Source organism: Burkholderia sp. R-40, from assembly GCF_049942845.1.
GTDB classification, from domain to species: domain Bacteria; phylum Pseudomonadota; class Gammaproteobacteria; order Burkholderiales; family Burkholderiaceae; genus Burkholderia; species Burkholderia ambifaria.
The window spans coordinates 316,219-328,290 of the sequence record NZ_CP187967.1 but is presented as its reverse complement, the minus strand read 5'-3'; the positions used below and the strand labels follow the sequence as shown (position 1 = coordinate 328,290).

The following is a 12,072-nucleotide window of genomic DNA, read 5'->3' as shown; positions in this document are numbered from 1 at the left end:
CTCTCCGTAGTCCGATTAATTGCGGTCGAGATCGATATCGATACCGAGCGAGCGGATTTCCTTCACGAGCACGTTGAAGGATTCCGGCATGCCTGCATCGATGACATGATCGCCCTTGACCAGGTTCTCATAGACCTTGGTCCGGCCGTTCACGTCGTCCGACTTCACCGTCAGCATTTCCTGCAGCACGTAGGACGCGCCGTACGCTTCGAGTGCCCACACTTCCATTTCACCGAAACGCTGGCCACCGAACTGCGCCTTACCACCCAGCGGCTGCTGCGTGACGAGCGAGTACGGGCCGGTCGAACGCGCGTGCATCTTGTCGTCGACCAAGTGGTGCAGCTTCAGGTAGTGCATGTAGCCAAGCGTCACGCGACGTTCGAACATTTCACCCGTGCGGCCGTCGTACAGACGGACCTGGTTCTTCGACGGGTTCATGCCGAGCTGTTCGGCGATGTCGTCCGGGAACGCGAGGTCGAGCATCTTGCCCATTTCTTCCTCGGTCGCACCGTCGAACACCGGCGTCGCGAACGGCACGCCTTCGCGCAGGTTCTTCGCGAGTTCGAGGATCTCGTCGTCGGTGAAGCTTTCCAGATCTTCCTTGCGACCCGAGTCGTTGTAGATCTTCGTCAGGAACGAACGCATTTCCTCGATCTTCGCCTGACGCTGCAGCATTTCGCCGATACGCCAGCCGAGGCCCTTCGCGGCCCAGCCGAGGTGCACTTCCAGAACCTGACCCACGTTCATCCGCGACGGCACGCCGAGCGGGTTCAGCACGACGTCGGCCGGACGGCCGTCGGCCATGTACGGCATGTCTTCGATCGGGACGATCTTCGACACGACACCCTTGTTACCGTGACGGCCTGCCATCTTGTCGCCAGGCTGCAGACGGCGCTTCACCGCGAGGTACACCTTGACCATCTTCAGCACGCCCGGCGGCAGTTCGTCGCCTTGCGTGAGCTTCTTGCGCTTCTCTTCGAACGCGAGGTCGAACTGGTGACGCTTTTCCTCGATCGAGTTCTTGATCGCTTCGAGCTGCGCCGCTGCTTCGTCGTCCGCCAGGCGGATGTCGAACCAGTGGTAGTGGTCGAGGTCTTCCAGGTAAGCCTGGTCGATCTTCGTGCCCTTCGCGAGCTTCTTCGGGCCGCCGTTCGCGACCTTGCCCACGAGCATGCGCGCGAGACGCTGGAACGCGTCGCCTTCCACGATGCGCAGCTGGTCGTTCAGGTCGAGACGGTAGCGCTTCAGTTCGTCGTCGATGATCTGTTGCGCACGCTTGTCGCGCTGGATGCCTTCACGCGTGAACACCTGGACGTCGATCACGGTGCCGCTCATGCCCGACGGCACGCGCAGCGACGTGTCCTTCACGTCCGATGCCTTCTCGCCGAAGATCGCGCGCAGCAGCTTCTCTTCCGGCGTCAGCTGGGTCTCGCCCTTCGGCGTGACCTTGCCGACCAGCACGTCGCCCGCTTCGACTTCCGCACCGATGTACACGATGCCCGATTCGTCGAGACGGCCGAGCTGGACTTCCGCCAGGTTCGAGATGTCGCGCGTGATTTCTTCCGGCCCGAGCTTCGTGTCGCGTGCAACGACGTTCAGCTCTTCGATGTGGATCGACGTGTAGCGATCGTCGGCGACCACCTTCTCCGAGATCAGGATCGAATCCTCGAAGTTGTAGCCGTTCCACGGCATGAACGCGATCAGCATGTTCTGGCCGAGCGCGAGCTCGCCCAGGTCCGTCGAGGCGCCGTCGGCCAGCACGTCGCCGCGCGAGACCTTGTCGCCCATCTTCACGATCGGACGCTGGTTGATGTTCGTGTTCTGGTTCGAACGCGTGTACTTGATCAGGTTGTAGATGTCGACACCGACTTCACCTGCGACCGCTTCGTCGTCGTTCACGCGAATCACGATACGGCCTGCGTCGACATAGTCGACGACGCCGCCGCGGAACGCCTGAACCGTCGTGCCCGAGTCGACCGCGCAGGTACGCTCGATGCCCGTACCGACGACCGGCTTCTCCGGACGCAGACACGGCACGGCCTGACGCTGCATGTTCGAACCCATCAGTGCACGGTTCGCATCGTCGTGCTCGAGGAACGGGATCAGCGAGGCTGCAACCGACACGATCTGCGACGGCGCGACGTCCATGTACTGGATACGGTCCGGCGTGACCATCATCGTTTCGCCGGCTTCACGCGACGACACGAGTTCGTCGACCAGCTGGCCGTTCTCGTCGATCGCGGCGTTCGCCTGAGCGATCATGTAGCGGCCTTCCTCGATCGCCGACAGGTAATCGATCTGGTCGGTCACCTTGCTGTCCACGACCTTGCGGTACGGCGTCTCGAGGAAGCCATACTCGTTCAAGTGCGCGTACAGTGCGAGCGAGTTGATCAGGCCGATGTTCGGACCTTCCGGCGTTTCGATCGGGCACACGCGGCCATAGTGGGTCGGGTGCACGTCACGAACTTCGAAGCCTGCGCGTTCGCGCGTCAGACCGCCCGGGCCCAGTGCGGAAACACGGCGCTTGTGCGTGATTTCCGACAGCGGGTTGGTCTGGTCCATGAACTGCGACAGCTGCGACGAACCGAAGAACTCGCGAATCGCCGACGAAATCGGCTTCGAGTTGATCAGGTCGTGCGGCATCAGGTTTTCGCTTTCGGCCTGGCCGAGGCGTTCCTTGACCGCGCGCTCGACACGCACGAGACCCGCGCGGAACTGGTTTTCGGCCAGTTCGCCGACACAACGCACGCGGCGGTTGCCGAGGTGGTCGATGTCGTCCACTTCGCCCTTGCCGTTGCGCAGCTCGACGAGGATCTTGATCGTCGCGAGGATGTCGTCGTCCTGCAGCGTCATCGGGCCGGTGATCTCGTCACGGCCGACGCGGCGGTTGAACTTCATGCGGCCGACCTTCGACAGGTCGTACGCTTCTTCGCTGTAGAACAGACGGTTGAACAGCGCCTCGACCGCTTCTTCGGTCGGCGGCTCGCCCGGGCGCATCATGCGGTAGATCGCAATGCGCGCGGCCGTCTTGTCGGTCGTTTCGTCGACACGCAGCGTCGACGAGATGTACGGACCCTGGTCCAGATCGTTCGTGTAGAGCGTCTGGATTTCCTTGATGCCCGCTTCGCGCAGCTTCTCGAGCACGCTTTCCGTCACTTCGTCGTTCGCGCTCGCGATCACTTCGCCGGTGTCGCCGTCGACGACGTTCTTCGCCAGCACGCGGCCGAGCAGATAGTCTTCCGGCACCGAGATGAACTTGGTCTTCGCGGCTTCGAGGTCGCGAATGTGCTTCGCGTTGATCCGCTTGTCCTTCTGGACGATGACCTTGCCGTCGCGATCCGTGATGTCGAAGCGCGCGACTTCACCACGCAGGCGCTCGGGCACGAACTCGAGTTGCGCGCCTTCGTCCATCAGCGTGAAGTTGTCGAACACGAAGAAGTTCGCGAGGATCTGTTCCGGCGTGAGGCCGATGGCCTTCAGCAGGATCGTGACCGGCATCTTGCGGCGACGGTCGACGCGGAAGTACAGGATGTCCTTCGGATCGAATTCGAAGTCGAGCCACGAGCCGCGGTACGGAATGATCCGTGCCGAGAACAGCAGCTTGCCCGAGCTGTGCGTCTTGCCCTTGTCGTGTTCGAAGAACACGCCCGGCGAACGGTGCAGCTGCGAGACGATGACACGCTCGGTGCCGTTGATGACGAACGAGCCCGTCGGCGTCATGAGCGGAATTTCGCCCATGTACACTTCCTGCTCCTTCACTTCCTTGACGACCGGCTTGTTCGGCGATTCCTTGTCGAGGATGACGAGGCGGACCTTCGCGCGCAGCGCGGAGCAGTACGTCAGGCCCCGCTGCTGGCATTCCTTGATGTTGAATGCCGGCGAGGACAGCGCATAGCTCACGAACTCGAGGCGCGCGAAACCGTTGTGCGAAACAATGGGAAATACCGATGTGAAGGCGGCCTGCAAACCTTCAGGCTTGCGTTGCGTGCCCGGCACATCGGCTTGCAGAAACGTGCTGAATGATTCAAGCTGGGTGGCCAGCAAGAACGGAACTTGGTGAACGATGGGGCGCTTCGCGAAACTCTTGCGAATGCGCTTCTTCTCGGTGAAGGAATATTGCATACGATCTCCGAATCACGGCGGGTGCTGTCGAGGCGGGATACCTGGACGTTTCTAACCCGAGTGTTCACCGACTGAGACCCGATGGCCGCCCGATGGCTTGAACGAGCCGAGAAGCTTGGTGGTTGGCCGCTACCAACCGCTGGCTGACGGCAGCGGATGCCTGTGTTGCCCGCTACCCGACCAAACTTGCCTTCTGCAGTCGCTTCAGAAGACAAAGAGAAACGCCAATCGTGACCATTGACAACGATTCGGCGGTTTTCTTTGGCTTCTGGGGCCAATTATTCGGGCTCCCAAAAGAGTGCCAGAATAACGTCCCCACAAAGCACAAAAAGGCCGGCGGTGAAAATACCGCCAGCCTTCGCACAGCGCGTCGAAACTTACTTGACTTCGACCTTCGCGCCCGCGTCTTCCAGCTTCTTCTTGGCTTCGTCAGCAGCAGCCTTGTCGACGCCTTCCTTGACAGCCTTCGGTGCGCCGTCAACGACGTCCTTCGCTTCCTTCAGGCCCAGGCCCGTCAGTTCGCGAACTGCCTTGATGACTGCAACCTTGTTGCTGCCTGCTTCAGTCAGGACGACCGTGAATTCGGTCTTCTCTTCTGCAGCAGCAGCAGCGCCGCCGCCTGCCGGGCCAGCGACTGCCACTGCAGCTGCCGACACGCCAAACTTCTCTTCGAACGCCTTGACCAGTTCGTTCAGTTCCAGAACGGTCATCCCTTCGACTGCTGCCAGGATGTCTTCTTTTGCGATTGCCATTTGAAATACTCCTAAATTGAATTCGGATACAGCCAGCGATCAGTGACGCTGATGCATGTTCGCTTACGCAGCTTCTGCTTGCTTCTTCTCGGCCAGCGCGGCGAGAGCACGCGCGAAGCCCGAAACAGGCGATTGCATAACGAACAGCAGCTTCGAGAGCAGTTCTTCACGGCTCGGGATGCTTGCCAGCGCTTGCACGCCAGCCTTGTCCATCACCTTGCCATCGAACGAACCAGCCTTGATGACCAACTTGTCATTGCCCTTGCTGAAGTCGTTGACGACCTTAGCAGCGGCAATTGCATCTTCAGAGATGCCGTAGATCAACGGACCAGTCATCTGCTCTGCCAGCGGAGCAAACGGCGTACCTTCAACAGCGCGACGCGCCAGCGTGTTCTTCAACACGCGCAGGTACACCTGCTTCTCACGCGCTTGCGCGCGCAGCTTGGTCAGATCGCCAACCGCAATTCCACGATACTCAGCCAGCACAACGGTCTGGGCCTTCGCGACTTGCGCGGCAACCTCAGCGACGACGGCTTGCTTGTCTTCTCTATTAAGCGGCACGGTTAGCCTCCAGAAACGATACGTTCGGTGCGGCCGGCATGGCCGAAACCTCACGCACCTCGTTCAACAACGGCGTCCGACCTCGTTAGGAGTATTTCCACCTCACGCCGTGAATCGCTTCACGACCTGCGGCTTCACCACTGCAAAACTTTTTCGGGTTCGCCATCTGCGTTGGCTTGAATTAAGGGATCGCCTGCCTGCTGCGCCCCACCAACGGTCTTTGATAACCGGTTGCCCGCCCTACTGCACGAACAACCGCCCAAAGCCCATGTAGGCCGCCTCGCGAACGAAGCGGCCCGAATACTTGCTTACTGTGCTGCCAGCGTAGCCTGGTCGACACGCAGGCCAACGCCCATCGTGCTCGACAGAGCGACCTTGCGCAGGTAGACACCCTTGCTCGTTGCCGGCTTCGCCTTCTGCAGCGCTTCGATCAGTGCCGACAGGTTCGAGCGCAGTGCTGCAGCTTCGAACGATGCACGGCCGATGGTCGCGTGGATGATACCGGCCTTGTCGACACGGAATTGCACCTGACCAGCCTTCGCGTTCTTGACTGCCGTCGCGACGTCCGGCGTGACCGTGCCGACCTTCGGGTTCGGCATCAGGCCGCGCGGGCCGAGGATCTGACCGAGCGTACCGACGATACGCATCGTGTCCGGCGAAGCGATCACGATGTCGAAGTCCATCTGGCCAGCCTTGATCTCCTCAGCCAGGTCTTCCATACCGACGATTTCCGCGCCAGCTGCACGTGCTTGCTCGGCCTTCTCGCCTTGCGCGAACACGGCAACGCGAACCGACTTGCCCGTACCTGCCGGCAGAACGACCGAACCACGAACGACCTGGTCCGACTTCTTCGCATCGATGCCGAGCTGGACTGCGACGTCGATCGATTCGTCGAACTTCGCGCTCGCGCATTCCTTCACGAGTGCCAGTGCGTCTTCGATCGCGTACAGCTTCTGACGGTCGACCTTGGCGGCAAATGCCTGACGGCGCTTGGAGATCTTAGCCATTTACACGCCCTCCACAGTGATGCCCATCGAGCGTGCGCTACCAGCGATGGTGCGAACGGCTGCGTCCAGATCAGCTGCCGTAAGATCCGGCATCTTGGTCTTCGCGATTTCTTCGGCCTGAGCGCGCGTGATCGAACCGACCTTGTCGGTGTGCGGCTTGCTCGAGCCCTTGTCCACCTTCGCCGCCTTCTTGATCAGGACGGTCGCCGGCGGCGTCTTCATCACGAACGTGAAGCTCTTGTCAGCGAATGCCGTGATGACCACCGGCACCGGCAGACCCGGCTCCATACCTTGAGTCTGCGCGTTGAACGCCTTGCAGAACTCCATGATGTTCAGGCCGCGCTGGCCCAATGCCGGACCGACCGGCGGCGACGGGTTGGCTTTACCTGCAGGAATCTGCAGCTTGATAAAGCCGACAATCTTCTTTGCCATTTGTAAACCTCGTTGGAACGCCAGGCGGCGTTCGGTGAGTGATAACGCGCGTTCGCCGCTGGCTACTGACGCTCCTCAACGGCCATAACGCGGGCCGTAAGCGCGAAGGTGGGCAGCCAAGGCTGCCCACCGAATCGGGATCAAACTTTTTCGACCTGACCGAACTCGAGTTCGACCGGGGTGGAGCGGCCAAAGATGGTGACCGACACACGCACGCGCGATTTTTCGTAGTTGACTTCTTCGACCGTGCCGTTGAAGTCCGTGAACGGGCCTTCCTTGACACGCACCATCTCGCCAACTTCGAACAGGGTCTTCGGGCGCGGCTTCTCGACGCCTTCCTGCATCTGCGACATGATCTTTTCGACTTCCTTGGGGGAAATCGGAGTCGGGCGGTTACGCGCACCGCCGACGAAACCGGTGACCTTCGCCGTATTCTTCACGAGGTGCCACGTTTCGTCCGTCATTTCCATTTCCACCAGCACGTAGCCGGGGAAGAAACGACGCTCGGTCACTGCCTTGTGGCCGCCTTTGACTTCGACCACTTCTTCGGTCGGAACCAGGATCTGGCCGAATTTGTCCTGCATGCCAGCACGTTCGATGCGCTCTTGAAGCGCGCGCTGCACGCTCTTCTCCATGCCGGAGTAGGCGTGCACGACGTACCAACGCTTTCCGCTCGGGGATGCCGGAGTATCGCTCATATCATTTCCATCCCAGAATCGCCGAGAAAATCACCCACTCGATCGATTTGTCGCTCAACCAGAGAAAAATCGCCATCACGAGCACGAAGCCGAACACGACGAGCGTGGTTTGCGTTGCTTCCTTGCGGGTCGGCCAAACGACCTTGCGGACTTCCTTGTACGAATCCTTGGCAAACGCGATAAGGCCCTTGCCGGGCGCGGACATCAGACCGACGGCCACGCCGGCGATGATACCTACCGCCAATGCGGCACCGCGGACATACCACTGCTGGTTGGCCAGCCAGAAGAAGCCCACGAATCCGGCCAAGACCAACAATACGCCCAGGGCCAGCATCAGCTTATCGCCGGAGGTATTTACAGTTTCGACGGATGGATTCGCCATAACACCTTAAAACAAATGCCACGTGGGACCACGTGGCGATTTTTGGCAGGGGCAGAGGGAATCGAACCCCCAACCTTCGGTTTTGGAGACCGACGCTCTGCCAGTTGAGCTATACCCCTAAACCATGTTGGGGCCGGCTGCTGCCAGCCCCAAAACTGTCGATCAACGAATAACTGGCTTACTCGATGATCTTGGCGACGACGCCGGCGCCGACGGTACGGCCACCTTCGCGGATTGCGAAGCGCAGACCTTCTTCCATCGCGATCGGAGCGATCAGCTTCACCGTGATCGACACGTTGTCGCCCGGCATCACCATTTCCTTGTCCTTCGGCAGCTCGATCGAGCCCGTCACGTCCGTCGTACGGAAGTAGAACTGCGGACGGTAGTTGTTGAAGAACGGCGTGTGACGGCCGCCTTCGTCCTTGCTCAGCACGTACACTTCAGCCGTGAAGTGCGTGTGCGGCGTGATCGAACCCGGCTTCGCCAGAACCTGGCCACGCTCAACGTCTTCACGCTTCGTGCCGCGCAGCAGGATACCGACGTTGTCGCCTGCTTGACCTTGGTCCAGCAGCTTGCGGAACATTTCAACGCCCGTGCAGGTCGTCTTCACCGTCGGCTTGATACCGACGATTTCGATTTCTTCGCCGACCTTCACGATGCCGCGCTCGACACGACCCGTCACCACCGTACCGCGGCCCGAGATCGAGAACACGTCTTCCACCGGCATCAGGAACGCGCCGTCAACTGCACGCTCCGGCGTCGGGATGTACGTGTCCAGTGCGTCTGCCAGGCTCATGATCGCCACTTCACCCAGCTCGCCCGTGTCGCCTTCCAGCGCCAGCTTTGCCGAACCCTTCACGATCGGCGTGTCGTCGCCCGGGAAGTCGTACTTCGACAGGAGTTCGCGAACTTCCATCTCGACCAGCTCGAGCAGTTCAGCGTCGTCCACCATGTCGCACTTGTTCAGGAACACGATGATGTACGGAACGCCAACCTGACGCGCCAGCAGGATGTGCTCACGCGTTTGCGGCATCGGGCCGTCTGCTGCCGAGCAAACCAGGATCGCGCCGTCCATCTGCGCTGCGCCCGTGATCATGTTCTTCACATAGTCAGCGTGGCCCGGGCAGTCGACGTGTGCGTAGTGGCGGTTAGCCGTTTCGTACTCGACGTGTGCCGTGTTGATCGTGATGCCGCGCGCCTTTTCTTCCGGTGCCGCGTCGATCTGGTCGTAAGCCTTCGCTTCGCCGCCGAACTTCTTCGTCAGAACCGTCGTGATCGCTGCCGTCAGCGTCGTCTTGCCGTGGTCGACGTGACCGATCGTACCAACGTTGACGTGCGGCTTGGTCCGCTCAAATTTACCCTTGGCCATTTTCGACTCCCAAAAGGAATTCACATGTTGCGCCGCGCGCAAACAGACACTGACTTGTAACTGCTGGTGCCCATGGGCAGGATCGAACTGCCGACCTCTCCCTTACCAAGGGAGTGCTCTACCACTGAGCCACATGGGCGGTATTACGCTTCAACTGCACGAACTGGAGCGGGTGAAGGGAATCGAACCCTCGTCGTAAGCTTGGAAGGCTTCTGCTCTACCATTGAGCTACACCCGCACGGGCCACTAACGATTCCCTACCGCTCTTTGCGCTGATGTTCTGGTGGAGGAGGTTGGATTCGAACCAACGTAGGCGTAAGCCAACAGATTTACAGTCTGCCCCCTTTAGCCACTCGGGCACCCCTCCGTAGAGAACTGACGATTATGGGGGTGCATCGCACTCTTGTCAAGCACATCCGGAAGATTATTTTCATTCTCTTCCAGCGCGCTGCGCGACTCACCCGACACCCACGCTCGCCCGGCTAAGGCAAGCACGAGAGGATCGCCACACGGCGCCCACATCCTCGTCAGACTCCGCCTTCAGCTTCGATTTGCATCTTCGCTGAAAACGAAAGACCGCCATCATACGGCCTCCCGCTCATAATGCCAAGCGGGTAGATGAAAAAAATCCGCAATTTCCATGCCGGGCGGATTTGCGGGGCGTCCGTAGAGGGCTCGGGGCGGGTGAAGTTGGTTATCAGGAACGCGCTCCGACGTAACGCCAGGCATGGGACGGCCGATGTCTCTGTGGTTGTCAGGACACCAACGCTGAACCCGGATTCGGAGAACAGGGGCTACCGCTCTCGTCGACGTCCCCGCGGCCCATCTAACCGTCAGGAAAGGGGCCGTCTGGTCGCGCCGATTCGTCACCCAGACAAAAAGCTGCGCGTTGCCAATCCGCGCCGCACGATCAAGCCGACTCCCCTGCCCTCTCACGCCGCGAGCGAAATCCTGCCTTTCTTGTTGCCCGCGCGCGCGCCGTTCTTCGCACCTACCCCCGGCCCATGCGGGGCACCCCAAATGCGTGGTGCCGCCTAGAGAGGATCGCGGCAATCCCGCCGCAGTCGCTTTCCGAGAGCAGCGCCTCAGAGCGCGGGAACACACGGTGGCCGTCACGGAAGGTGACACGTTAAAGCCGGCCATCGACGCCGGGTGTGCGATCGCGGCCGAGAACGGGATGACGCCCGCCCACCCAACCGCACGCGCCACCGGCTCGCAAGCCGCAGCGCGCGTGGCAGCATCCGCGTCGCCGACTGGAAAGGCGGCGTCCCGGCCCGGCGCGCGCATGCGAACCATCGCGTGAGGGTGCATACGCGCCACGAGCGCCGGCAGATGCGATCAGTGCGCGTGGCCGCAGAACGACGTATCGACCTACCGTATCGGGGCGCGCAGCGACCATGACGCCTCCCAGGGCGACACCGACAGCTCGGCCGGCTTTGATGTCCTGCAGCGGCTGATACGCTACGATCCGCGCGCGCATGCATAGCTGCCACACTGGCTGCGCGGCGGGGGGCTCGGCGACCGTGCGGCACGCGCAGCCCGCGCTGCGCGGGCCCTCGTGCAAGCCGACCGACATGAGCGCCTGGTCGGGCTATCGCAGTGAAGCCGCGCTCATCCTACTTATCGATACGACGCTCGCCGTGTTCAGTTGAGCGCGGATAGTGACTGTTTTGGCGGCCCCGCCTATTCGCACGGCGAAGAAGTCCATGTCCTTCGAGACGGTCAGCCTGTTCTCATCAAAAGCAACCGCGCGGGCTCTGACGAAATCGGATCGGCAGCCCAGGGTTTTGTCTCCCTGTCGTCTCAATGTCGGCGGAAGGCCTGACGAGAATTTCGCTCGGCACTCGGGCGCCGAGAAGCACGGTCTTGCAGGTGCGTTCTGCCCGCAAGAGCGTCACTGATTTGCGGCTAGACGCATCAGTCGCGCGCCGGCACCCCCAACGACATTACCGATATTGAACGGAGATAGCCGACGTAAGCACGCCGATGGGCTGCAATAATGGCTCGCCCCGGCGTGACGAATCGGCGAGTCGTGCATTGCGCTCGAGGCGGCAAATTACGGGAGAAAGGTCGGGAAACGAGATCATTCCGGGCATGAAGCGACCACCAATGACAGCCAGAAGAATGACGAACCCTTTGCCTTCCGCAAGGGTGATCGGCGGGGTTGCCGATGGTCAATCGTTCGAATGATGGAAGCTGGCGTGGAGCTCAATGGCAGCGCCAACAAGAACCTCCGATGCCGCAGATCTCGCTGCGCGGTTTCGATGCTGTCGAGCGTGATGAGAACCGGGATGCCCCGGCCTGACGTCGTCAGATCAAACCCAACGATTCGGCGTCGCTCCCATTCCCGCTCTGCGCGCGGTGCAAGCTCACTGTCGTGGCCGCGGAGATAGCGACGATACGGATGCGACCTGCGTGAGGATCCTGCCCGGCCAGCTCACCTGCCCGCCGGCGCCAAGGGCCCCACCTCGCTGTCATCGCGTTTCCGCCGCGCCAATGCAAAAACCCCCGCCTTTCGGGCGGGGGTTCTTGGCTTAGGGAGCCTGACGATTACCTACTTTCACACGGGAATCCGCACTATCATCGGCGTAGAGTCGTTTCACGGTCCTGTTCGGGATGGGAAGGGGTGGGACCGACTCGCTATGGTCATCAGGCAAAGAGGGTTGTCACGCTGCTTCGCAACGCGACCAATCCGGGAAGAAGCAGTAATTTTGGTTGTGTGTATCACACACGAGAATCCAACCGGTCC

At 60.9% G+C, this 12,072-nt stretch carries 8 protein-coding genes, 4 tRNA genes and 1 rRNA gene; all 13 read right to left on the bottom strand.

The genetic code is table 11. The features are described 5' to 3' along the window. Nucleotides 1–15: 15 nt before the first annotated feature. On the bottom strand, nt 16–4,122 hold the full coding sequence (gene rpoB, locus ACP26O_RS01450; RefSeq protein WP_011655757.1) for a DNA-directed RNA polymerase subunit beta: 4,107 nt from the start codon (nt 4,120–4,122) through the stop codon (nt 16–18). Nucleotides 4,123–4,499: 377 nt separating this feature from the next. Further along, on the bottom strand, nt 4,500–4,874 hold the full coding sequence (gene rplL, locus ACP26O_RS01445) for a 50S ribosomal protein L7/L12 (protein WP_006759674.1): 375 nt from the start codon (nt 4,872–4,874) through the stop codon (nt 4,500–4,502). A gap of 63 nt (nt 4,875–4,937) precedes the next feature. Beyond that, nucleotides 4,938–5,435 carry a 50S ribosomal protein L10 gene (gene rplJ, locus ACP26O_RS01440; RefSeq protein ID WP_006753593.1) on the bottom strand — a complete coding sequence of 166 codons (498 nt, stop codon included), beginning with the start codon at nt 5,433–5,435 and terminating at the stop codon, nt 4,938–4,940. A gap of 308 nt (nt 5,436–5,743) precedes the next feature. Next, nucleotides 5,744–6,442: a 50S ribosomal protein L1 gene (gene rplA, locus ACP26O_RS01435; RefSeq protein WP_426356282.1), complete on the bottom strand. Its 699-nt coding sequence runs from the start codon at nt 6,440–6,442 to the stop codon at nt 5,744–5,746. Further along, nucleotides 6,443–6,874 (bottom strand): 50S ribosomal protein L11, encoded by a 432-nt coding sequence (gene rplK, locus ACP26O_RS01430; RefSeq protein ID WP_006753591.1) that lies wholly within the window; start codon nt 6,872–6,874, stop codon nt 6,443–6,445. Between the two features lie 140 nt (nt 6,875–7,014). Then, complete coding sequence (gene nusG / locus ACP26O_RS01425) at nt 7,015–7,572, bottom strand: transcription termination/antitermination protein NusG (RefSeq protein ID WP_006400672.1); 558 nt, start codon at nt 7,570–7,572, stop codon at nt 7,015–7,017. A gap of 1 nt (nt 7,573) precedes the next feature. Next, a complete protein-coding gene (gene secE, locus ACP26O_RS01420) occupies nt 7,574–7,954 on the bottom strand; it encodes a preprotein translocase subunit SecE (protein ID WP_006753590.1) in 381 nt (126 codons plus the stop codon). A 43-nt stretch (nt 7,955–7,997) separates the two neighbouring features. Continuing rightward, nucleotides 7,998–8,073, bottom strand: a tRNA-Trp gene (locus ACP26O_RS01415). 59 nt (nt 8,074–8,132) lie between these two features. Next, a complete protein-coding gene (gene tuf / locus ACP26O_RS01410) occupies nt 8,133–9,323 on the bottom strand; it encodes an elongation factor Tu (protein ID WP_011350666.1) in 1,191 nt (396 codons plus the stop codon). A 64-nt stretch (nt 9,324–9,387) separates the two neighbouring features. After that, nucleotides 9,388–9,462: transfer RNA gene (locus tag ACP26O_RS01405), tRNA-Thr, on the bottom strand. A 25-nt stretch (nt 9,463–9,487) separates the two neighbouring features. Next, nucleotides 9,488–9,561 (bottom strand) — tRNA-Gly (locus ACP26O_RS01400). Between the two features lie 43 nt (nt 9,562–9,604). Then, nucleotides 9,605–9,690 (bottom strand) — tRNA-Tyr (locus ACP26O_RS01395). Between the two features lie 2,174 nt (nt 9,691–11,864). Then, a 5S ribosomal RNA gene (gene rrf, locus ACP26O_RS01390) occupies nt 11,865–11,977 on the bottom strand. Between the last annotated feature and the right edge of the window lie 95 nt (nt 11,978–12,072).

What these genes read in the sequence shown, in the direction of transcription:
- rplK (WP_006753591.1), bottom strand. Translation starts at nt 6,874, where the DNA reads ATGGCAAAGAAGATTGTCGGCTTTATCAAGCTGCAGATTCCTGCAGGT.
- rplL (WP_006759674.1), bottom strand. Translation starts at nt 4,874, where the DNA reads ATGGCAATCGCAAAAGAAGACATCCTGGCAGCAGTCGAAGGGATGACC.
- rpoB (WP_011655757.1), bottom strand. Translation starts at nt 4,122, where the DNA reads ATGCAATATTCCTTCACCGAGAAGAAGCGCATTCGCAAGAGTTTCGCG.
- nusG (WP_006400672.1), bottom strand. Translation starts at nt 7,572, where the DNA reads ATGAGCGATACTCCGGCATCCCCGAGCGGAAAGCGTTGGTACGTCGTG.
- secE (WP_006753590.1), bottom strand. Translation starts at nt 7,954, where the DNA reads ATGGCGAATCCATCCGTCGAAACTGTAAATACCTCCGGCGATAAGCTG.
- rplA (WP_426356282.1), bottom strand. Translation starts at nt 6,442, where the DNA reads ATGGCTAAGATCTCCAAGCGCCGTCAGGCATTTGCCGCCAAGGTCGAC.
- tuf (WP_011350666.1), bottom strand. Translation starts at nt 9,323, where the DNA reads ATGGCCAAGGGTAAATTTGAGCGGACCAAGCCGCACGTCAACGTTGGT.